Raw genomic sequence first — 20,403 nt, 5'->3', positions numbered from 1 at the left:
AGGCGCAAGGATTTTATCTTTGATAAAATTTAATTCTGTTGAATTTTAACTGAAACAAACTTGCTGAAAATCTTTGATTTTCTTGCGCCTTAAAGCAGTATATTATTAAATTTCTTTGCGTCTTTGCGATTACTAATAATATGGCTTCATAGAGAAAAAATCAACTAATCTATGTCGATAAAAAATCCTCAGCCCATGTTGAGTTGAGGATTTTTAAATAATACCAAACTGTTTATTAATTTTTATCTAGCCAGGACTGTACCAGTTCCGGGTGATCTTTCACCCATTCTTTGGCGGTGGCTTCTTTATTTTTACTCTGTTCCATTTTCATTAAAAGATCAGACATATTCTCATCATCAAAATGGAGTTTTGAAAAGAATTTGGCCAATTCAGGATGATCTTTTGCAAAGCTTTTTCTGGAGTAAGTTTTAATCTGTTCTGCTTCACCATATATCTTTTGAGGATCATCAAGAAATTTAAGCTTCATTTTTCCAAACATCCAGTGAGGCTGCCATCCGGTTACCACAATCCATTCTTTACGTTGGATAGCGTTCTGTAATTCGGTGATCATGGCAATGGTAGAAGAGTTGATCTGATGATAATCCAGTTTATAGTCAATAATTGCTTTATCCGTTCCGGTGGTTAATCCGGCTCCTTTTTCAATTCCAATGATTCTTTGATTGAACTGATTTTTATATTGATTGAGCTCCTCAATGGAGTTAACAGGAACGTAATCAGGAACCACCAGTCCTATACGTCCGTTGTCGTAATTGGTTCCCAGATGAACTAATGCCGGAAATTTGGCCAGTTTTTTAGCATGAGTATAAGGCATCCAGACTCCCATGAAAAGGTCTGTATCTTCATTATTCATCGAAGCCAGAATCATATCCGTAGAGGCTTTTTGGATAATAACGTGATATCCCTGCTCGTCCAGAATGGCTTTTGCAACATGCGTCATCGCAACATCTTCCGCCCAGCCATCTACCATTCCGATGGTAATGTATTTTGAGTTTTTTATGTTTTCACACGAACTTAATGCTGTAAATAGTAACATTAAAACGGGCAAAAACAGATATTTAAATTGTTTCATCTTATTGCTTTTTCTTTACAAATCCCTGGGTAATACGGTCGAGGATAATGGCCAATATCACTACGGATAAACCACTTTCAAATCCTAATCCGATATCCAGATTATTAATTCCTTCCAGTACTTTCTCTCCTAAACCGCCTGCAGCAATCATTCCTGCAATAACAACCATGGATAAGGATAACAATATGGTTTGATTAATTCCCGTTAAAATCGTTTTCATCGCTAAAGGAAGCTCTACTTTGAACAGGATCTGACGGTTGGTGGCCCCAAAAGCTCTGGCAGCTTCCACAATATCTTTCGGAACGGCTTCAATTCCCAAAGTTGTTAATCGAACTGCTGGCGGCATGGCGAAAATAATCGTTGCAAAAGCACCCGGTACTTTACCGATACTGAAAAACAGTACAGCCGGGATCAGATAGACAAATGCGGGCATAGTCTGCATCAGATCCAGTAAAGGACGAATGATTTTGTCAGCTATTTTGCTTTTAGCGGCCAGAATTCCCAATGGAATAGAAAGGATAAGGGCTGTAATGGTGGAGACAAAGATCAGAGCCAGCGTTTCCATGGTTTCTTTCCATAATCCCATTAAAAATATTAAACTTAATCCGGCCGCCGTTACTACAGCAATGCCTTTTCCGGCTTTCCATAGTGCCAGCAGGGTAAAAAAGAGAATGATTACATAAAAAGGAGTGTTTGTTAAAACCCATTCAATCCCCATAATAGAGGAATTTCCCAGATGCTTTATGACATCAAATACAGGTTTTCCGTTTTCTGTGAGCCAATTGATTGCAGTTTCTACATATTGACCTATATCTATAGTTTTATTCATCTTATTGGTTGTTTGCGATTTCTTTTAATTCAATAATCTCTTCTTCGTTAAATTTGGTCGCTTCTATGACCAGTGATAACTGAGTGACAAGACCTAAAAATTTATTGTCTTCATCGATTACAGCGATGGATGATTTATTTTCAGAGATCAGCGGCAGCATTTCTTCTACCGTTACTTCAGGATACACCGAAGGAACATTACTGTTGATAATAGATTCTACCGTAGGTTCTTTCTTTTTGGCAATGCGGACAACATCATTAAGGGTTACAAAACCCAGAAATTTATTTTGAAAATCCACTACAGGTAAGTTTTCCAGCCCCGTAGCTCTCATTTTTCTTAAAGCTCCTTCAGGACCGTCTTTTCTGAAACGTACAACTGTCGCTTTGTCAAACATTAAAGATCTGGCGGTAATAATCGTTTTACGGTCTACTTTCTCTACGAACGCTTTTACATAATCGCTTGCCGGATTGGTTAGAATATCTTCAGCAGTTCCTATCTGTTCTATAACACCGTCTTTCATGATGACGATACGGTCTCCGATTTTAATGGCTTCATCCAGATCGTGCGTAATAAAGACAATGGTTTTTTGTAAGGTATTCTGCAGTTCAAGCATCTGATCCTGCATTTCAGATTTTATCAGCGGATCCAGTGCAGAGAATGCTTCATCCATAAGCAAAACTTCAGGATCATTGGCCAACGCTCTTGCCAATCCTACTCTCTGCTGCATTCCTCCGGAAAGCTGTGAAGGATATTGGTTTTCAAAACCGGTTAATCCTACGATATCCAGCGATTTCTGTGCTTTTTTATCGCGTGAAGCCTTGTCTTCTCCTCTTATTTCTAATCCGAAACCAGCATTGTCTAAAACCGTATGATGAGGCAGTAATCCGAATTTCTGGAATACCATACTCATTTCCGTTCTTCTTACTTGTAAAAGTTCCTTGTTGTTTTTACTGGTAATATCATCGTCATTGATGAATACTTTTCCTGACGTGGGTTCATTCAGTCTGTTCAAACAGCGCAGTAAAGTAGATTTTCCACTTCCTGAAAGTCCCATGATCACAAAGAATTCTCCTTCATAGATTTCAAAACTGGCTTTGTTTATCCCTATGGTGCAGCCTGTTTTTTCAAGAATTTCCTTTTTGGAAAAACCTTTGTCCAGAAGTTCCTGTGCCTTTTCTTTGTTTTTACCAAAGATGATGGTCAGGTCTTCCACTTTAAGTTTTACTTTTCGAGTGTTTTCATTTTTTTCCATATTCAGAATTTTTCAGTTAATAATTTGATATAAAAAATTGTACACCAATTCATTTTATATATTTAGCTTTCGTTGTTCTGCTGTTGGTAATAGGATAAAATAATTTGCCAAGCCTTTGGTGATAAAAGCTTTAAACAAAAAAATAATAGCATAAAGACCAGCTGGCCTTATGTTTATTTTAAATATTTCAATAGATTATACTCTAGAAAAAGAGTGTATTATGTAAAAAGAAACTGATCTTTTACATAGATTCTACAATTAAATTACTGATGAGGTAATTACAGATATGTATACTGAACAACTTGAATGGCTACATTTCATCAAAATGCTTGCCAGCATCAAAAAACTGTATATCAATTTTTTATGACGGTGCAAATTTACGAATTTTATATTAAATGGATTTTTCTGGTTGTAATATATTGATTTCCAGTAGCGTTTTTAAATGAGGTTTCATGTAAATTTTTTCCCTTATCATCAAAGTTAAGAGAAGATTGACTGTCTATATAATCAGGTGAATTATTTCAGCAAAACGGCTATGATGGCTAACAGGGCAGGCAGTGCCTGAACGAAAAATATTTTTTTAGTGGCAGAGATTGCTCCATAGATTCCTGCAACGGCTACACATCCTAAAAAGAATAATGCCACATTGGTCTGCCATTGCGGATCTTTAATCAGGAATGACCAGATCAGTCCGGCAGCGAGGAAACCATTGTAAAGTCCCTGGTTGGCAGCAAGTCCTTTCGTTGGTTTAAACATTTCTGCAGGCAGAGCGGCTTTGAAAACTTCTTTTCCTTTGGTTTCCCATGCGAACATTTCCATCCAAAGAATATAAAGGTGTTCCAGTGCAACGACAGCGATCAGAATTTTAGCAACGATTTCCATGATTCAATATTTTTCTCATTGTAAAACTAAAAAAATAAAGTTAAGTTTGAGTATTAATTCTTACCATGGACTTATTCAAATCACATTTAAACAAATTTATTACGGTAACTGACGAGGAATATACTTCTATTGTATCATTTTTCGAGGTAATGGATGTAAAAAAGAAGCAAAATCTGGTGCTGGAAGGTGAAGTCTGCCGGACCATGTATTTTGTAGTGAAAGGATGTCTGAGAAAGTTTTTTATCAATGAAAAAGGGGTAGAGCAGACAACGGAATTTGCCATTGAAAACTGGTGGATTACAGATACATTTGCTTACGAAAGGCAGATACAAACTAACTTTTCTATACAGGCGGTGGAACATTCTTCCGTTTTGGTGATTGATCTGGAGCGACAGGAAGAATTATTACAAAAGCATCCTGTTATGGAAAGGTATTTCCGCATGATCTATCAGCGGGCATATGCTGCTGCGGAACGCAGAATCCGTTATTTGTATGAGATGTCCAGAGAAGAACTTTATATGCATTTCAGTACATTGTATCCGTGGTTTATCCAAAGGATTCCTCAATATCTGATTGCCTCATTTTTGAATCTTACTCCAGAATATCTGAGTGAAATCAGAGCAAAATTACGATCTTAAACCAGTTTAAGTTTTTTACGGATCAGAAGCCGGAAATTTGTCATGTAATTAGAAACCAATGCAATGACAGATACAAAAAATCATTTTCCGCAACTTTTTTTAAGGCTGGCTCTCGCCGTTACGATGCTTTCTGCAGTAGCAGACAGATTCGGATTATGGAGCAAAGAAAATTCTTCATGGGGAAACATGGAGAGTTTTAAAGAATATACAAGACAGCTTACCTTTTTTCTTCCGGAAGCTTTAAGTACGGTTTCAGCGTATGCCGCAACCTTTTTAGAAATTCTTTTTCCTTTGATGCTGATTTTTGGATTTAAAACAAGAATTGCGGCCTATGGAAGCAGTGCACTGCTGTTAATTTTTGCCATCTCTATGACCATTGCATCAGGTCCCAAAGCCCCACTAAACTATTCTGTATGGGTGGGAAGTGCAGCCGCTCTTTTACTGGCGGTACAGCAGCATTATTCTTTAAGTATAGATCAATTAACCAAAAAATAATACATATTATGAGCGCAAGATTAAATATTGCAACAGTAGATTCAGCAGCTTACAAAGCAATGATGGGATTAGAAGCATACTTACAGACCACTTCTTTAACCCATATTCAGAAGGAATTAATTAAAATCAGGGCTTCACAGATCAATAAATGTGCGTTCTGCCTTGATATGCACACCAAAGATGCCATCAAATACGGTGAAAATCCTCAAAGAATCTTTATTCTGAACGGATGGACAGAAGCGAAAGAATTTTTCACTGAAGAAGAGCAGGTACTTTTGGCAATGACAGAGGAAATTACACTGATCAGTCAAAACGGATTAACAGAAGAAACTTTCCAGAAGGCGAAAAGATTCTTTGATGAAAACCAGATCGCTCAGATCATTATGGCGATCATTACCATCAATGCCTGGAACAGAATTGCAGTGAGCACGCATATTCCAATTGCAAAATAACGGAGTCAGGAAGTTGGGTGATGGAAGATGGACGTTGATGAAGACTGCGTAATTACGGATGTTTACTTTTTATCAAAACGGCCTTTCAAATTTTTGAAAGGCCGTTTTGATGCAAGATGCAAAGTGGCAGTGTAACACGGTTCAGGTATTAATTCTAAAATAAATTCTTTGGTTCATTTTATTTTTTAAACCGGAATTACATTGTCTCTTCGTTTCTCGGATATAAAAGTTGTTTGAATTTTACCAAACCACAAAAGTCACAAAAGGGTTCATTTTAAAACACTTGAGTTCACTTAAGTAAGTTTAAAATGATACTGCAGAAAAGTTCACACAAGATGAAAATCAGAGATTTTCACAAAACTTAGGTGTACTTTATTACGTATGAGGCTTGGTTCTGAAAAAACTTTTGTGCCTTTTGTGGTTAAAATAATAAATATAAATTTTTAAACAACCTACTGTAAGCATTTAAATTAATAAATAGCCACAGGATTTACATTCACCTGCGTAGAACCTACATATAAAGGCTGGCCCAGTACGAATAGAAATTCCCAGACTTTTTGTTTCACCAATGGACGGCTGTCAATCAGCTCCAGGTTATAAATTCCTTTTTTTGCCAGCATGAACTGGTTGATGGGAAATTCTTCCTTACTTTTCGGGTTAGGATATACTTCGGAAGCCCAGGTGTCGCCGCCAAAAGCTACGATTCCCTGATCGGCAAGCCATTTTGCGGCATCCATACCGATTCCGGGTTCTGTTTCCAGGAATTGCTGATTGTTTTTACCGATCAAGTCAAGCCATCCGGTATTGAAAAGAACGATATCACCTTTTCTCAGGGTAAGGCCCTGTTTCTTTAAAACAGATCTGATGTCTTCTACAGTAAATTCTGTTCCTCCGGGTACTATTGATTTACCATAATGGGCAGTCATATCAAGGACCACACCACGGGTTACAAAAGGAGGTACTTTTTCGACACCCAGTTTTTTTACGCCTTCTACCGTTACAAAGTCTGTTGCTTTATTTCCATTGTAGTAAGTATTGTCAATACCAATGTGTCCGATACCGTTCAGCTGTGTTCCTACTCCGGTCCATCCGTTCACCAGTTCATCATTGAAAGTAAATTTATTGGGACCAATACTTTTTCCTCCCTGTTCTCCGGGCTGGATATTGTATAAATTAAAACTCCTGTGTCTGAAAGCAGGCAGGTTTTTATCAATAGGAACGGCAAGCGCTAATGTTTTACCTTGTTTTACAAGTCCCAAAGCCTGTTTGACAACTTCAGGAGTCAACAAATTGGCTGCTCCGATCTCATCTTTCGCACCATAAGCAGAAGGATACCATGATTGGTCTTCCGGATTGACAAGTGTCTGTGCCTTTAAACTAATGTTGTTGATAGTCAATAGAGTGGCTAACCCGAACATTTTGATCAGATTATTTTTCATTTTTATAAGGATTGAGGTTAAAAGAAAGGAAGCTGGAAGCTGGAAGAGGGAAGTTTTATTAGTGTATTGATAATTAGGTGGTTTCTATACACTTTTCTGCATGTAACAAAGAGATTCCTCCTTCGTCGGAATGACAGTTGAAGTTCAATCGTAAACCAATCTATTGGTTATCCAACATCAATAACTTCCTTCTTCCAGCCTCCTTCTTCCAGCTTTGTATTATATTTCGCTTAGCGCTGAATTGATGAAGTTCAATTCTTCCTGTGAAAGGTCGATAGACATTGCCTTTGCGTTTTCGATGGCTTGCTGTGCATTTCTTGCTCCCGCCAGTACTACTGTAATTGCAGGTTGTAGTGTCGTCCATCTTAATACCAGCTGAGAAAGGCTGGCTCCTTTTTCCTGTGCAATAGGCTCAATTTTTTCTAAGAAAGTTTTTACCTTATTCAGATCAAACTGAGAGAAATATCCGTTTCTGTGATCGTTATTTTTCAATTGGGTTTCCTTGAAATATTTACCGGTTAAAAGACCTCTTTCCATCGGACTGTACACGATAATTCCAGAATTGTTTTCCAAAGAATACGGAACAAGATCATTTTCGATTGCACGGTTGAGCATACTGTAAGAAACCTGGTTGCTGGCAAGCTTTAAAGTCCTGTTAGCTTCTTCCATCTGAGTCACACTGTAGTTGCTTACTCCTGCGGCACGGATTTTTCCCTGCTGGATCAATAGTTCCATAGCTTCCATGGTTTCGCAGATAGGCGTAGTACTGTCCGGCCAGTGAAGCTGTAAAAGGTCGATATAATCTGTACCTAATCTTTTTAAACTCTCTTCAACTTCTTTGATGATGTTTTCTTTTGAAGCCAGCTTATAAACCGGAAGAATTTTTCCTTCGTCTTCTGCATCAAAGAAAAATTCTCCTTTTCCGTTGTTGCTTCCGTCCCATACCAATCCGAATTTTGTCAAAAGCTGGATTTTTGAACGGTCTTTTCCTTTGATCGCTTCACCGATCATTTCTTCACTCAATCCGAAACCATAGAATGGAGCCGTGTCGATAGAAGTTACACCATGATCTAATGATGCGTGAATAGAATTGATAGAATCCTGTTTTTCATTACCGCCCCACATGTTTCCACCGATGGCAAAAGCTCCGTGTGTGATTGCTGATAATTCTAAATCGGTGTTTCCTAATTTTCTGTATTCCATTTTGTTTTAAATTGTTATGTGTGAACCACCCCGTCAAAAATTCTTTGAATTTTCGCCACCCCTCAGTAGGAGAGGAATTCTCGCTGTTCCAGTAGTGACCCTTTTAAGAACTTTTCGGATTTAAAAAGAACTTAAGTGTTCTTCTCTGTATTCTGAATAGCATCTTTTTTTACTTAAGTGTCTGAAAACTATTGTGGCTTTGTGGTTAAATATTGTCTGTTATTTATTTAATTCCTTTACGATAGCTTCTCCAACGCTTTTTGCAGACTGTGGATTCTGTCCTGTGATCACTCTCTGATCGGTTACCACATGATTCTGCCAAAGTCCTGATTTTTCAAATTTTGCTCCTCTTTCTTTCAGTTTATCTTCCAGTAAGAAAGGAACAACGTTGGTTAATTTTACTTCAGATTCCTCTTCATTGGTAAAAGCATTGATTTTTTTACCGTCTACAAGATATTTCCCGTTATTCAATTTGATATTTACCAAACCTGCAGGACCGTGACATACAGCGGCTACAATTCCTCCGTTTTCATAAATTTTGGAAGCGATATCTGACAGTTCTTTATTGTCTGCAAAATCCCACATTGCTCCGTGTCCTCCTGCATAAAAGATGGTTGAGTATTCTTTAGGATCGACCTGTGACGGTGTCATAGAATGGTCAATTTTGTTTTTGTATTCTTTATTTTCCCAGAATTCTTTGTTGACAGGATCTTTCAAATCGAAGCCGTCTACCGGAGGAGTTCCGCCTTTCGGACTTACAAAATCTATTTCATATCCTGCCTTGTGAAGAACTTCCCACGGATGAGAAACTTCACCCAGATAATATCCTGTATCTTCACCTGTACTGCCTTTTTTGTCATGACTGGTAACGACGAATAAAATTTTCTTTTTCATATTCTTTGATTTTTTGGTTTGTGCCTGTACGAATCCTATCGTAAAGACCGCAAGCATTAAAAACGCTAATTTTTTCATTGTTAAATAAGATTGGTGGTATAAATCTGTGGTTTTTCCTGAAGTTTCTCCTCAACCAAAGCTCCGAAAGCCTGGATATAAGGCTGCTGATTGTGCTGATCCAGTCCTTCTTTACTTTTCCAGATTTCATAGAAAACAAATTCATTTTTGTCTTCAATTCCCTGATGAAGGCTGTAAAGCTCGCAAGCTTCTTCTTTTCTTGTTTCTTTTACCATATTCTGAAGAACTTCCAGTACTTCTGCCTGATGTTCCTCCTTGGATTTTATAATGGCTGTAAGATGAATTTTCATAACTAAATAAAATTTTCAATAGAGTTATAGATAGGTTTCCAATCCAGTTCTGCTTTGGCTTTATCTGAACTGCATCTGCTGTTGGATGCAAAACCGAAATAACCTCCTGCAGGACCAAATTTGTCAACCGCATCCTGTATGCTTAATGATTTAGCTGACTGTAAATTATATTTTTTACTGATCTTTTCTGCAATGTTTTTCAGAGAAGATGAACCGTTTTCTGCATAATAGATAGAGCCTCCTTTTGCTTTTTCCAATGCAAGCACATACAGATCTGCGAGATCTTCAATATGTAAATTGGACCAGATATTTTCACCTTCACCAAAATAAACACCATGCCCTTTCTCCTTAGAAAAGTTGATAAGAGCCGGAACCTGAATGCTGTCTTTTTTTATTCCAAGGCCTTCTCCGTAAACCATGGTAGGAACAATAACAATACTTCGTATGCCTTTACTGGCAGATTGCAGGACGTAATTGTTGATTAATACTCTTGATGCCATTTCCAGCCTTGGCTGCAAAGGGAAATCTTCTCTGAAGATAAAATCACTTTTTTGACCATTCTCCTTTCCTCCAAAAATGGCAGACCCTGAAGTGAATATAAACTTTTTCTGACTTCCTTCCAGTGCTTTGATAAAGTTATCTGCTGCATACGCATCATCTGCTGAATCTGCGTTATGGATTACAGCGTCAATATCAGAAACCGCTGTTCTGATAAGATCTTCATCATGAATATTTCCCACAATGGTTTTGATTCCTAATGATTGCAGTTCCTGTACATGGGTTTCATTACGAACCAGTCCTGTCACTTCATAATTCCTGTCAAGGAGTCTTTTTGCGATAGTTCCGCCTATATAGCCGGTAATACCTGTGATCAGTATTTTTTTCATGATACCAGTTCAGATCTTAATTCTTTTTCAAAAACATTTCTCACATGTTCTCTGTAAAGCTTCATATCGCGTTCAATGTTGGCGTTTTTCTCCACATCGTGGAAGTGGAAGCTTTCCATTTTTTCCATAGAAACAAAGGCATTCATTCTGTGGAACCCAAATAAAGGACCTTCGTCCACGCTTTTTTCATTAAAGAATTCTCCGGGAAGTGTGAAAGCAGTTGCAGGAGCATTCCAGCTTGTTGTTAACATATATTTTCTCCCGCCAAGCATTCCTCCTGTACCATAGTTGATTTCCGGATTCTCAGCCTTTCTTCCGTCGCTCATATAAATTCCTTTTGCATGACCTGCAGTGAAGACTTCGTCAATATATTTTTTCAATCCGTTCGGAAGCTGGAACCACCAGATAGGAGTGTGGTAAATGATGTAATCTGCCCAGACAAACTTCTGCACTTCTTCGTGTTTGTCATAATTTTCACTTACATTGGTGATCTTTACTTCTACATTTTCAAATTCTTTAAGAACGGCTAATGTATTGTCTGCGATAGTCTGATTATATTTTCCTCCGGAATGTCCGAAATTCTGTCCTCCGTTGATGATTAGTACTTTTTTCATTTTTTTTATGATTGTTTAAATTTTACTCTGCAAAGTTAGATCAGATGATTGTATAATAAAAATAATATAAATTATAGGATGTTATTATTTTTGTGATAGCTTGTTTTTTTGATTCGGGTTATGAGGTTCGGGTTGCGGGTTACGGGTTATGGGTTGTGGGTTTCGAGGTTATTTTAACCAGCAGCTAATCATTCACTATTGACTTTACGAAGCAAAAATTGACGATTGACAATTTCCCATTTCATGGTAAAATATCATATCATTCCTGAGCCGGAATTATTTTCCGACAGGTAAATTTGCCTAACAAATTGAAGGACAATGATACAGATAGCTGTTTTTAGTGATGTGCATGGAAATCTTCCTGCATTGGAAGTGGTGTTGAAGGATATTGAACAGAGAGGAATCAGCCAGAAGTTCTGCCTGGGAGATCTGGTAGATTTTGCGCCCTGGGGAAATGAAGTAATAGAAAAAATAAGAAGTCTGAACATTCCATGTCTGATGGGAAATCATGATGAAAGAATTGCTTTTGATATTCCTGTTGTTCCTTTGCCTAAGCATTCAGAAGAAGAGACGAATGCCAGATTCATTGCGATAGATCATTCTAAAAAATATATTACGGAACCGAATAAAAAATTTCTTTCCGGGTTGCCTTTCCACTTAAAGTTAAATTACAAAACAGGTAAAAAGCACTGGAACATCCAGCTGGTTCATTCCAGTCTTGAAAGCAATGATACTTATTTGTATGAATCAGAAAATGATGAGGTTTTTACATCTATGCTGGAATGGGCAAAAGCCGATCTGATTGTAATGGGACATACCCATTTATCATTTAAAAAACAGTTCGGAAATAATACTTGGGCCGTTAATTGTGGTTCTGTTGGCCGCTCCAAAGAAGAAAACAGACTGGCTTCCTATATGGTACTGACTTTGGATGAAGAAAAAATCACTCCTGAAATTGTACAGTTATCTTATCCGATTGATGAAACTGTCCGACAGATACATGAAAGCGGGATTCCGGATTATTATGCTTCGTTTCTTAAGAATGAAAATGTATTAATATTATAATTATTTTGTAACTTTGCATTATAATATTAATAATTAAGTCATGGTTAATTTAGAATGGTATCGTACTTTTAAGGCGATCTATAAAACCGGGACATTGACGGGTGCTGCTGATGCTTTATTCATATCACAGCCGGGAGTAAGCCTTCACTTAAGTTCACTGGAAGCTTATGTGGGTTACAAGCTGTTTGACAGGACCGGTAGAAAAATGATCCCGACAGAGCGTGGTAAAGTATTGTTTAATGCAGTTGCTGAACCGCTCACTAAGCTGGAAGATGTAGAAAAGAATTTTCAGAAATCTACAGAGAAACATACACCTACCATCAGTGTAGGGATGTGTTTTGAGACTTTTCAGACTACTCTGGAGCAATATGTTTCTTCATTACCTTTTAATCTGATCATCAGTTTTGGAGAATATCCTGAAATGCTGGATCAATTGGATAAAGGAATTCTCGATCTTATCATCACTCCTAAAAAAGGGTCTTCACCCAATATCGAACATGAAGCCTTCTCTTCGGAACAAATTATTCTGGTCGGAGGGAAAGATGTAGATAAAGCAGCTTTCAATAAAGTGCTGAAAACAAAAGATGCAGAGCAGATTGAAGAGTGGTTGAAGAATGAAAAATGGTACGGAACCACCGGAGATATGGAACACCTTTTCCAGTTCTGGACCTTAAATTTTGGTCATAAACCGAATTTCCGCCCTAATTATATCGTTCCCAACCTGAATTCAATTATCCGCTGTCTGAAGGGAGGAACAGGATTAGCTGTTGTACCTGATTTTCTGTGCAGGAATGATATCGAAAGCGGTGAAGTACAGCTGATCTGGGAAGGAAAAAAGAAACTGGAAAACACGCTGTATTTCGGATGTCGTAAGAAAACCAATTACCAGACTGAAATAGAGCATATTAAAGGTTTATTCCGCCAGGTGATGGCTTAAGACAATCATATCGCGCATCTGTAAACCGTTTTCATAGATTGGATCAGGATAATTTTTAATAAAAAAGTCTTTCAGTATTCCACTTCTGATGAATCCGTTTTTCTCATAAAATCTGATCTGTTGGAATCCCGTATCCGAGGTTCCGACAGTCAGTATTTTATAGTGGTTTTCTTTCGCAATTTCTTTAGCCTTGTTCATCAGGATACTTCCGATTCCTTTGCTTCTGTAGCTTTCAATGACAGCAACATTTTTTATTTCCAGTTCGGTATTGCTTTTCTTGTACAATGCCATCACTGCAATGTTTTCAGTACCGCTATGCAAAAGATAAATATCGGAATTGAAAATATATTGATTAATCGCTTCCTTGGTTTCATCCGCCAATAACAGGAGATGATAGGGAATTTCCGAATCGGAATTTAATTGATGAAAAGTGAAATCTTCCATTACAGACTCATATGAATAAGTGGATAATCTTTTCCTGAACCATCTTTTTCAGATCTTCCGACTTTTTTGAAACCCATTTTTTCATAAAAACCGATAGCCTGAGGGTTTTGTTCATTGACATCTACTTTGGTCAGTCCGGTTTTTTCTTTCATAAACTGATAAAGTGTTTTACCATAGCCTTTTCCACGTGTATCGTTGTGGATGAAAAGCATTTCCAGGTTGCCTTCTGCTACGGAAGCAAATCCTTTAGTTTCATGATCTTCAGTAATTAAATACACTTCCAGATTAGGAAGATAGTCTCTTGGAATGGCTTCTTTGAAATAATTGAAATCTTCCTCAGCAAGAAAATCGTGTGTTGCTTTTACTGCTGATTCCCATATTTCCATAATTCTCGGATAATCCTCTGCTGTAGCCAATCTGATATGTTGTGACATGATTTTTAAATTTTGAGCAAAAATAGGGAAAATAGAGGTGAGATGCCAGGAGAAGGGTGAATTTTGAGGCTGGAAGCTGGAAGTTAGAAGTTAGAAGTTAGAAGTTAGAAGTTAGAAGTTAGAAGTTAGAAGTGAACATAGTAGGTTTTATCGACTACAGACATTCCCCTTCTCTGAAGAGGTGGATTTTTGTGAAGCAAAAAGACGGGTAGTTTATACATCATCTTAAACCTTATGAATAAGAATTTTTTAACAGAAACAGTAAAAATGGTAGGCAGAATTTTCAATTTTTTATTGCAAATTTGTTTATCACTTTATATTAATCATTAAAATAAAGATTTATGCAAAAGAAAACCTATACAGGACAGCCTGTGGTAACATTAAATAACGGAGTGGATATTCCGGCCTTAGGATTTGGAGTATGGCAGATGGAAGATCTGAAAGAATGTGAAAATGCAGTAATCAAAGCTATTCAGACAGGATACAGAATGATTGATACCGCTGCTATTTATCAGAATGAAACTGCAGTAGGTGCAGCCGTAAAAAATAGTGGTGTCAAAAGAGACGAGCTGTTTATCACCTCCAAAGTATGGGTTCAGGATCATGGATACGAAAAGGCGAAAAGCGCTTTTCAGAGAACATTAGACAGATTACAGATGGATTATCTTGATATGTATCTTATCCACTGGCCGTATGGAGATTTTCTGGGAACATGGAAAGCTTTGGAAGAACTTTATCAGGAGGGGAAGATCAAAGCAATAGGAGTATGTAATTTTACCGTCGAAAAACTTGAAGAATTAAAAGCAAATTCAACTGTTTTACCGGTTATCAATCAGATTGAGCTGCATCCTGTATTTCAGCAGAAAGAACTGCAGGTGTATGACAGAGAAAATAATATCATAACACAGCCATGGAGCCCGCTGGGAAATGGTAACGCTAATCTTTTAAGCAATCCTGAACTGAAAGCTATTGCCGAAAAATATGGTAAAACAGTAGCTCAGGTAATCTTGAGATGGCACCTTCAGGAAGGTTTCGTTGTGATTCCAAAATCGGTGACACCGTCAAGAATTGAAGAAAACTTTAATGTATTTGATTTTGAGCTGACAGAAGATGAAATGAATGTTGTCCGTTCTTTAGATACTGGAAAAAGATTGTTCTTTGATCCTAAAGATCCTGAATGGGAACAAAAAATGCTAAATTCTGTAGCAGATATTTAATAAAAATAAAGAATCAAAATATTCCCGCAGTTTTCACTAGTTCAGATTACGATCTGTGACATCCGTGTGATCTGTGGGAATTGTATTTTCATTCAGGGTGAGGAATATCATATCCTGTTGAAAATGAGGGGCTCTTATTTTTTGTACCTTTTAATTAAAATAATTTTTTATGTTCTGGCCCGATACAATCAGTAAAAAACTAGGAATACAATATCCTCTTATTCAGGCTCCGATGTTTGGGGTAAGTACTGTACAAATGGCTGTTGCCGCTGCAAAAGCAGGCTGTCTGGGATCACTGGCACTGGCTGATCTTTCTGCAGACCAGTCTGTGGAATTAATCAGGGAAACAAGAAAACTGACTGATAAGCCATTTGCTGCCAATATATTTGTCCATCACATTCCTGAAGTGACGGACGATTTAAAAGAAAAATATAGCAAAACCAAGCAATTTATCGAAGAACTGGCCAGAGAAAATAATATAGAAGTAAATCTCCCCGACATCGAAGAAATCAGTGTCAACAGCTATCATGAACAGGTTGATGCCATTATTGAAGAAGGATGTAAAATTGTAAGCTTTACATTCGGAAATCTTGATGATAAAAGTATTCAGAAATTACATGAAAACGGAGTTACTCTTATTGGCACCTGTACTTCTGTGAAGGAAGCTTTGTTGCTTGAAAAATCCGGTATTGATATCATCTGTGTTCAGGGTATAGAAGCTGGCGGCCACAGAGGTAGTTTTGAAGCTGAAAATATTCCTCAGATCGGAGGATTATCTTTATTGTCACAGATCTACGATCAGGTAAATGTTCCTTTGATTTATGCAGGAGGAATTTATGGAGCAAAAACATTACAAGCCGTTAAAGACTTAGGTGCCCAGGGTTTTCAGGTGGGTAATCTTTTGCTGGCTTCTCAGGAAAGTGCTTTACTGCCTTTTGAAAAAGAAAGATTGAAAAGGGTAAGAGAAGAAGAAATTGTTCTCACGAAGAGCTTTTCCGGGCGGTATGCAAGAGGAGTGAAAAACAAATTTATAGAAACGGTTGAAAATTCAGAGTATATTTTACCATATCCTTATCAGAACAAACTGACCAATGCCTTACGAAAAGCAGCTAAAGCTCTGCAAAATCCAGAGTTTGCAGGAATCTGGGTGGGACAGTCCATTCACCGGTACAGCGAACAGTCTACAGAGGAAATTTTAAAGAAACTGATCAAAGAATGTGAAATGTAGATCCATATGTTTTCCATTTGCTGGTAATTTTCTATTTTCGTGAAATATAAAAACTAAAACCAGCCAATTTATCCATGAAATATTCAGAAGGAATTCAGAGATCACTTCCATTCGGATATCTTTTTCTCGTCATAATGGGAATACTAAAAGAAAGTGTATTCTACTATCAGATCAATATCAATATTCTCAAGTATTCAACAATCATGGACATTCTGATAAGTCCGATTGCTACTTTAACAGCTCATCCTATTATATTGATTGCCCTGATTGGGGTTGTTGTATTTTCATTTGCTTTTCCCTCTTTTTTATCGAAACAAGCTAATAAAAATAAACGTTGGGCATTACAAATGGCATCTCTCAAAGAACATGAAAACATGAGTAAAGAAGCTATTGAGAATCATTTTACCAATATGTTTGTGAGATTTCTTGCCATGATGTTATTGTCTTTCTTTGTAGGAATAGGATGGGGGGAAGGTCTTGGGCTCACCAGGAAGATCAAGGAGAATAAGCTTAAATATGACTATAAATTAAACTATGGAGATGAAAGCTTTGATCAGGTACATCTGATAGGATCCAACAGTATGTATTATATTTATCTTGCTAAAGGAAATAAAACGATAAAAATAGCACCGGTAGGGTCCATAAAAAGTATTGAACTGACCAATAACAAAAAATTGAATGATAATTAGTATACGTAATAAAAAAGCTTCAGATTGAATTTCTGAAGCTTTTTATTTATTTTGTTAAGTCTAATCCACCAAAATTTCCGGAACTCATCATGAGATAAACACCATCTGTTTTATCTAATGTATTCCAGTAAGCATGCAGATCTTCAGCATTGGTGAAAACCCTTAATTTTTCATTTCTGAATTTTTCTTTAATAAATTCAGGAGAGATAGGTTCCATTCTCTTGATCTTCAAGGCATCTTCAGAATAGAAAACAATGGCTTCCTCCAAACCATCCATGGCGTGGTCATACTGCTCAAGGAAAGCAGGATTTAAGCTGGAATAGGTATGAAGCTCCAGGAATCCGTATTTCTTATTATTTTTAAATTGCTCGGCAAAGGCTTTTACCGCAGCCTTTACCTTACTTGGTGCATGGGCAAAATCTTTGTAAAGAATTCCCTTATCTTCTCTTTCCACTTTTTCAAGACGTTTGGATGCTCCTTTGAAGCTCATGATCGCCTCATAGAAATCTTCATCCATAATTCCCAACTGCTGGCAGATATGTCTTGCTCCTTCAAGGTTCAGCAGGTTGTGTGCTCCAAAAACAGAAAGCGGAACATCTCCCATTTCAGTTTTTAAATATACTTTACCATTATTGATTTCATATTCAGGAGTTTTGTAAGGGATTTTTCTGAAATAATTTTCTGCATTTTCCACTACTTTCACTACTTCCGGATCTTCTTCATTATACACAAGAACTCCGCCTGCCGTAATGCTTGCCACAAACTTTCTGAACTGATCAATATAATCATCAAATGTTTTGAATACATTGATGTGATCCCATGCGATGCCGCTCATTAAAGCGATATTCGGCTGATACAGTAAAAACTTAGAACGTAGATCAATAGGAGAGGAAAGGTATTCATCACCTTCCAGTACCATGAAATCATTATCCTGAGTCAGTTTTACCATACAGTCAAAACCTTCAAGCTGCGCACCTACCATGAAGTCCACATCTTTCTGATGGAAATTCAAAACGTGAAGAATCATTGACGTAATGGTTGTTTTACCATGTGATCCTGCAATAACAACTCTTGTTTTGTTTTTAGACTGTTCGTACAGGAATTCAGGGTAAGAATATATTTTCAGACCCAGTTCTTTTGCTCTTGCCAGCTCAGGATTATCCTGGTGGGCATGCATCCCGAGAATAACAGCATCAATATCCGGAGTAATCTTTTCCGGGAACCAGCCCATTTCCTGAGGCAGAATTCCTTTCTTTTCCAAACGGGTTTTTGAAGGCTCAAAAATAGCATCATCAGAACCTGTTACCTGATATCCTTTGTCTTTTAATGCGATGGCGAGATTATGCATGGCGCTTCCGCCAATGGCAATGAAGTGGGTTTTCAATTGTATTTACTGTTTTTTAACATTAATATTAATGATCTGCTGGAAAGCTTCAAGAATATTGTTCCAGTTGGTCTGATAATTCGGAATGATCATACTCGCATCCGATTTACTGCCTTCATTGGGACCTTTCTTGACATTGATGGACGTTGAAATATTGTCGTACAATTTTTTACGGTCTTCCTGTATTCTTCTGAAATTATTCTGAGAAAGAACCTGATCCAGTTTCTTTAAATCTTCATCTGAAATTTTAAAATCCTGTTTATATTTCTTTCCCTGGCCTTCAAAAGAGTAGTGTACATTATTCCCTTTGATCAGAAGATTTTCATATACAGGAGCAAAGCCTCCGCTTTTCGAATAACTGATATCAAAATCCGAATATACTTTCTGGCTGTTGCATGAAACTAATACTATGATTGCGAATAATATTCCAAGTATTTTTTTCATAATTTTTCTATTTACTTTAATTATTTGAATCCTTTTGTTCTAATTTTTTAGCTTTAAGTTCTTCATCATAACTGTGTAATAGATTGAAATCTTCTGTCTGCTCAATGGCAGTCATAATTTTCAATAAAATTTCCGGTGCTTTTTCATTATCATAATCAATATCCAGAGGAGCTTTGAATTCCATCGTAGGTTTTACACCGGTTACCTTTACGCGGAGTCCTTTTTTATCAAAAGCTCTTCTGAATCCGTTTATTTTGATTGGAATTACAATAGGACGCTGGTTTTTTACCAGTTTGGCAGTTCCTCTTCGTCCCTGTGCAAAAGCCGATGTAGTTCCTTGAGGGAAAGTAGCTACCCAGCCATTGTCCAATGCTTTCATAATATTATCTACCTCGCTCATGTCTACCATTCTGTTGACATTTTTCCCTTCAGATCTCCATGTTCTTTTTACCGTTACAGCACCTGCAATTTTGAAAATTTTGGGAAGAATACCTTTGTTCATGGTTTCCTCTGCTGCCACATAGTAAAAATCGATCTTCGGATTCAAAAGATAGATCGGGTTTTTTATTGTATTGAGATATCCGTTGTTCACAGCGCAGAAGGCATGGTACATGGCCGCCACATCTGCAAAATAGGTCTGATGGTTGGATACAAACAGTACGTTAGAGTCCGGAAGATCCACAAGGTGTTCTGTACCGGTTATTTTTAACTTATTAAAGCCATTGAATCTTCTGTAAGAAACAATTCCTAAAATAAAAATAATAAACCTTTTCAAAAAATAAGGAGTTCCGAATGCATCGGTGAAAATATTTTTCTTCGCCATCTCTCAATTAAACACGGTAGTGCAAAGTTACATTTTTTTCAGCAACTGACTGAATTCACTTAATATCATCGCTGTAGCTCCCCAGATAATGTATCCGTTGAAATTAATCACTGGCACTTCATGTCCGCCCGCACTTGGCAAAGCCATGATTTCCGGGGTATCCGACAGATTTAAAAAGGAAGTGATCGGAAATTCTATGGTTTCCACAGCTTCCGTCTGTTGAAGAACGAAAGCAGGATTCTTTATTGTATAAGAAATATAGGGATAAACATAAAAATTGCTTGGCGGAATATAAATCGGCGACATTTCTCGGATGATTCTTACATAATGTTTATCTATTCCGATTTCTTCGGAGGTTTCCCGAACTGCCGTTTCAGCAAAATCCCTGTCCATTTCCTCACGCTTTCCTCCGGGAAGAGATATCTGTCCGCTGTGTCTGTCGTGTTCATTAATCGTCCTTTGGATCAATGGAAAATACCACTCGTTGTCTTTCAGATATAAAACAATATTAACAGCCGCAAATTTAGGATTCTTTGACAATACTTCATCATACGTAAAAACGGGGCGGTAGGGAGGTGAAAATACTCCATGGGCGTGTTCACCGGGAAGTTCCACGCTTTTTATTTTTCTCAATAAATCTTTTCCAAAATTTTCCATAGCTCAAATTTAGCAATATATCTCGAAGAAATAAATGC

At 37.3% G+C, this 20,403-nt stretch carries 24 protein-coding genes; 8 read left to right on the top strand and 16 right to left on the bottom strand.

Going from position 1 to position 20,403, the window contains the following annotated elements; genetic code table 11:
* Positions 1 to 235: 235 nt before the first annotated feature.
* From LIV57_RS17475 to LIV57_RS17460, 4 genes are all read right to left on the bottom strand, one after another.
* On the bottom strand, positions 236 to 1,090 hold the full coding sequence (locus tag LIV57_RS17475; protein WP_227943636.1) for a glycine betaine ABC transporter substrate-binding protein: 855 nt from the start codon (positions 1,088 to 1,090) through the stop codon (positions 236 to 238).
* Position 1,091: 1 nt separating this feature from the next.
* On the bottom strand, positions 1,092 to 1,919 hold the full coding sequence (locus LIV57_RS17470) for an ABC transporter permease (RefSeq protein ID WP_110367868.1): 828 nt from the start codon (positions 1,917 to 1,919) through the stop codon (positions 1,092 to 1,094).
* Position 1,920: 1 nt separating this feature from the next.
* Positions 1,921 to 3,171: a glycine betaine/L-proline ABC transporter ATP-binding protein gene (locus LIV57_RS17465; protein ID WP_227943635.1), complete on the bottom strand. Its 1,251-nt coding sequence runs from the start codon at positions 3,169 to 3,171 to the stop codon at positions 1,921 to 1,923.
* A gap of 516 nt (positions 3,172 to 3,687) precedes the next feature.
* Positions 3,688 to 4,053 (bottom strand): DUF1304 domain-containing protein, encoded by a 366-nt coding sequence (locus tag LIV57_RS17460; RefSeq protein ID WP_227943634.1) that lies wholly within the window; start codon positions 4,051 to 4,053, stop codon positions 3,688 to 3,690.
* 65 nt (positions 4,054 to 4,118) lie between these two features.
* Here LIV57_RS17460 and LIV57_RS17455 point away from each other — a divergent pair, with 65 nt between their 5' ends.
* From LIV57_RS17455 to LIV57_RS17445, 3 genes are all read left to right on the top strand, one after another.
* A complete protein-coding gene (locus tag LIV57_RS17455; RefSeq protein ID WP_227943633.1) occupies positions 4,119 to 4,691 on the top strand; it encodes a Crp/Fnr family transcriptional regulator in 573 nt (190 codons plus the stop codon).
* Positions 4,692 to 4,754: 63 nt separating this feature from the next.
* Positions 4,755 to 5,186 (top strand): DoxX family protein, encoded by a 432-nt coding sequence (locus tag LIV57_RS17450; protein ID WP_227943632.1) that lies wholly within the window; start codon positions 4,755 to 4,757, stop codon positions 5,184 to 5,186.
* 8 nt (positions 5,187 to 5,194) lie between these two features.
* Positions 5,195 to 5,638: a carboxymuconolactone decarboxylase family protein gene (locus tag LIV57_RS17445; protein WP_227943631.1), complete on the top strand. Its 444-nt coding sequence runs from the start codon at positions 5,195 to 5,197 to the stop codon at positions 5,636 to 5,638.
* Positions 5,639 to 6,108: 470 nt separating this feature from the next.
* Here LIV57_RS17445 and LIV57_RS17440 read toward each other — a convergent pair whose 3' ends face one another.
* The 6 genes from LIV57_RS17440 to LIV57_RS17415 all read right to left on the bottom strand — a co-directional run bounded on the left by LIV57_RS17440 (position 6,109) and on the right by LIV57_RS17415 (position 11,043).
* Entirely contained in the window at positions 6,109 to 7,077 is a 969-nt protein-coding gene (locus tag LIV57_RS17440; protein WP_227943630.1) for a cyclase family protein, read from the bottom strand.
* 219 nt (positions 7,078 to 7,296) lie between these two features.
* A complete protein-coding gene (locus tag LIV57_RS17435; protein WP_227943629.1) occupies positions 7,297 to 8,280 on the bottom strand; it encodes an aldo/keto reductase in 984 nt (327 codons plus the stop codon).
* Positions 8,281 to 8,499: 219 nt separating this feature from the next.
* Entirely contained in the window at positions 8,500 to 9,252 is a 753-nt protein-coding gene (locus LIV57_RS17430) for a type 1 glutamine amidotransferase domain-containing protein (RefSeq protein ID WP_227943628.1), read from the bottom strand.
* A 2-nt stretch (positions 9,253 to 9,254) separates the two neighbouring features.
* Positions 9,255 to 9,542 carry a putative quinol monooxygenase gene (locus LIV57_RS17425; protein WP_110010915.1) on the bottom strand — a complete coding sequence of 96 codons (288 nt, stop codon included), beginning with the start codon at positions 9,540 to 9,542 and terminating at the stop codon, positions 9,255 to 9,257.
* Positions 9,543 to 9,544: 2 nt separating this feature from the next.
* The gene (locus LIV57_RS17420; RefSeq protein WP_227943627.1) at positions 9,545 to 10,429 is read right to left on the bottom strand and encodes an NAD-dependent epimerase/dehydratase family protein; all 885 of its coding nucleotides are present in this window, start codon (positions 10,427 to 10,429) and stop codon (positions 9,545 to 9,547) included.
* Positions 10,426 to 11,043 (bottom strand): NAD(P)H-dependent oxidoreductase, encoded by a 618-nt coding sequence (locus LIV57_RS17415; protein ID WP_227943626.1) that lies wholly within the window; start codon positions 11,041 to 11,043, stop codon positions 10,426 to 10,428. The genes LIV57_RS17420 and LIV57_RS17415 overlap by 4 nt, the downstream gene beginning before the upstream one ends.
* 318 nt (positions 11,044 to 11,361) lie before the next feature.
* Here LIV57_RS17415 and LIV57_RS17410 point away from each other — a divergent pair, with 318 nt between their 5' ends.
* Both LIV57_RS17410 and LIV57_RS17405 read left to right on the top strand, forming a co-directional pair.
* Positions 11,362 to 12,108 (top strand): metallophosphoesterase family protein, encoded by a 747-nt coding sequence (locus LIV57_RS17410; RefSeq protein WP_227943625.1) that lies wholly within the window; start codon positions 11,362 to 11,364, stop codon positions 12,106 to 12,108.
* Between the two features lie 40 nt (positions 12,109 to 12,148).
* On the top strand, positions 12,149 to 13,045 hold the full coding sequence (locus LIV57_RS17405) for a LysR family transcriptional regulator (protein ID WP_110010919.1): 897 nt from the start codon (positions 12,149 to 12,151) through the stop codon (positions 13,043 to 13,045).
* Here the strand turns inward: LIV57_RS17405 and LIV57_RS17400 are convergent.
* Positions 13,022 to 13,489, bottom strand: a complete 468-nt coding sequence (locus tag LIV57_RS17400; RefSeq protein WP_227943624.1) for a GNAT family N-acetyltransferase — start codon at positions 13,487 to 13,489, stop codon at positions 13,022 to 13,024. The genes LIV57_RS17405 and LIV57_RS17400 overlap by 24 nt on opposite strands.
* On the bottom strand, positions 13,489 to 13,923 hold the full coding sequence (locus tag LIV57_RS17395) for a GNAT family N-acetyltransferase (protein ID WP_227943623.1): 435 nt from the start codon (positions 13,921 to 13,923) through the stop codon (positions 13,489 to 13,491). The genes LIV57_RS17400 and LIV57_RS17395 overlap by 1 nt, the downstream gene beginning before the upstream one ends.
* A 341-nt stretch (positions 13,924 to 14,264) precedes the next feature.
* Between LIV57_RS17395 and LIV57_RS17390 the strand changes: the two genes are divergently transcribed.
* From LIV57_RS17390 to LIV57_RS17380, 3 genes are all read left to right on the top strand, one after another.
* Positions 14,265 to 15,140, top strand: coding sequence for an aldo/keto reductase (locus LIV57_RS17390; RefSeq protein ID WP_227943622.1), 876 nt, complete (start codon positions 14,265 to 14,267; stop codon positions 15,138 to 15,140).
* Between the two features lie 169 nt (positions 15,141 to 15,309).
* Positions 15,310 to 16,368: an NAD(P)H-dependent flavin oxidoreductase gene (locus LIV57_RS17385; protein ID WP_227943621.1), complete on the top strand. Its 1,059-nt coding sequence runs from the start codon at positions 15,310 to 15,312 to the stop codon at positions 16,366 to 16,368.
* Between the two features lie 74 nt (positions 16,369 to 16,442).
* Positions 16,443 to 17,057, top strand: coding sequence for a hypothetical protein (locus LIV57_RS17380; protein ID WP_227943620.1), 615 nt, complete (start codon positions 16,443 to 16,445; stop codon positions 17,055 to 17,057).
* Between the two features lie 46 nt (positions 17,058 to 17,103).
* Here the strand turns inward: LIV57_RS17380 and LIV57_RS17375 are convergent, their stop codons facing one another.
* Genes LIV57_RS17375 through LIV57_RS17360 form a run of 4 tightly spaced genes read right to left on the bottom strand, consistent with a single transcriptional unit; the run spans position 17,104 to position 20,365 of the window.
* A complete protein-coding gene (locus LIV57_RS17375; RefSeq protein WP_227943619.1) occupies positions 17,104 to 18,441 on the bottom strand; it encodes a UDP-N-acetylmuramate--L-alanine ligase in 1,338 nt (445 codons plus the stop codon).
* A 6-nt stretch (positions 18,442 to 18,447) separates the two neighbouring features.
* A complete protein-coding gene (locus LIV57_RS17370; RefSeq protein WP_227943618.1) occupies positions 18,448 to 18,885 on the bottom strand; it encodes a hypothetical protein in 438 nt (145 codons plus the stop codon).
* Positions 18,886 to 18,901: 16 nt separating this feature from the next.
* On the bottom strand, positions 18,902 to 19,708 hold the full coding sequence (locus LIV57_RS17365; protein WP_062675350.1) for a lysophospholipid acyltransferase family protein: 807 nt from the start codon (positions 19,706 to 19,708) through the stop codon (positions 18,902 to 18,904).
* 27 nt (positions 19,709 to 19,735) lie between these two features.
* A complete protein-coding gene (locus tag LIV57_RS17360) occupies positions 19,736 to 20,365 on the bottom strand; it encodes an NUDIX hydrolase (protein WP_110011656.1) in 630 nt (209 codons plus the stop codon).
* Positions 20,366 to 20,403: the final 38 nt, after the last annotated feature.

This window comes from Chryseobacterium sp. X308 (assembly GCF_020733145.1).
In the GTDB taxonomy this organism is placed as follows: Bacteria; Bacteroidota; Bacteroidia; order Flavobacteriales; family Weeksellaceae; genus Chryseobacterium; species Chryseobacterium cupriresistens.
This window is presented reverse-complemented; position numbering and strand designations above follow the sequence as displayed.